The organism is Paenibacillus sp. OT2-17, from assembly GCF_009827695.1.
Lineage (GTDB): Bacteria > Bacillota > Bacilli > Paenibacillales > Paenibacillaceae > Paenibacillus > Paenibacillus polymyxa_B.
Genome location: NZ_WUDQ01000793.1, coordinates 1 through 1,313 on the forward strand (window position 1 = coordinate 1; position 1,313 = coordinate 1,313).

Below are 1,313 nucleotides of genomic sequence, written 5' to 3' on the forward strand. Positions count from 1 at the left end.
GTCATATAAAGAAGGGTATTGTGGAAGCTTAGCTTTTATATTGCTCCATCAGGTACATGATCTTTACTTCATCGGCCAAATCTCCAAAGGGTTCTAACGGATTCTCTTGAATGATATGATATAACGCTGGACTCGTTCCTTTGGCAGTTTGCGTACATATCTGGAAATGAAAGCGGCATGGGTGACTACGTAGCGCTTTTTACGGACAGCTGCACTGGCTACGCGGACGAGAATATCTTCGCCCCCTGCCAATTCCAGAATACGGCGCTCATAAAAGACTACGTATCGGAATGTCCGGTCCTTGATCAGCTCACGATTGAGTCTGGCAATCTCTCCGATATATCTGACCATAAGCGGCTCGAAGCTCTTGATCAGGAGAGGATCGAGCGTTAATTCCATGTCTTTGCGGAGAACAAAAGATTGCAGCAGGGCGACCTGCTGGAGCCTTATCCGATCATTGTGAATGAGTACAGCCATCTCACGCAGCATTTCATAGGAGACACGCTCACTGAGCTGCCGCAGGGCAACCGCGTTTTTATGATTAACGTTTAGTCCTTCCTGGATCTGCCCTATACGACCTCTGAACAGACGTATAAGCTGCCTACGCTGTTCATAAGGATAAATACCCTGCTGTAGAAGCACCAAGGGCAGCAGAAAGAACGCACCGACGATACCGCATAGAAACATTTGTTGCTGCGAGTGGACGAAAAAAACAGTAGCGGCCAGCAATATGACGCCGACGGCAAGGTCTTTACGAAAATAACGTTTGGCTCTAAGTTTGGCATATTGCTCTACAGGAACTAGTGTATCCCGACCACATGATGTACATTTCTCTTCCCAAAGGGCGGTGAATTGTCCACAACGCTTGCAGACTCTTAGCTTTTGGAAGGCGTGCTCTGTGCGGGTAAATGGGCGAAATTGTACAGCTTGTTTGGAACTATTCATTGCGTTCACTTCTCCGGTTCAGCAGGGCCAGAAGCTCGGTGTCGATTTGTGTAATCGACGGGGTGCGTTTTTTATGTATATAGTAAATTAGTGATTTGATGGCGACAAAAAGAAACATAATCGCCAGACATCCGTATGAGATCATAGTGTACTTCCTCTTTCTGCTTGGATTTTTACTTCAATATTTTACATGGGCGGGTTTCGCTACTGTCATTTTTGTCGTATAAAGGAGAAGGCTGGTGCCCGATTGCCCTTGTTGGGGTATAATTATATCATTACTGCAGGATATTGGTAAAATCTTGCGGTATAACAGGCTTTTTGGTTGGGTTCAGACCATTCGGGCAGTATTTTCAGCTGGCGCTCATGTA

General features: G+C 46.0%; 2 protein-coding genes. Both read right to left on the reverse strand.

Annotation, left to right across the window (positions count from 1 at the left end; all coding sequences use genetic code 11):
* Nucleotides 1-93 precede the first annotated feature (93 nt).
* The gene (locus GRP75_RS27155; RefSeq protein WP_237449223.1) at nt 94-945 is read right to left on the reverse strand and encodes a hypothetical protein; all 852 of its coding nucleotides are present in this window, start codon (nt 943-945) and stop codon (nt 94-96) included.
* Nucleotides 938-1,090, reverse strand: a complete 153-nt coding sequence (locus GRP75_RS29395) for a hypothetical protein (RefSeq protein WP_202404343.1) — start codon at nt 1,088-1,090, stop codon at nt 938-940. The genes GRP75_RS27155 and GRP75_RS29395 overlap by 8 nt, the downstream gene beginning before the upstream one ends.
* Nucleotides 1,091-1,313 lie beyond the last annotated feature (223 nt).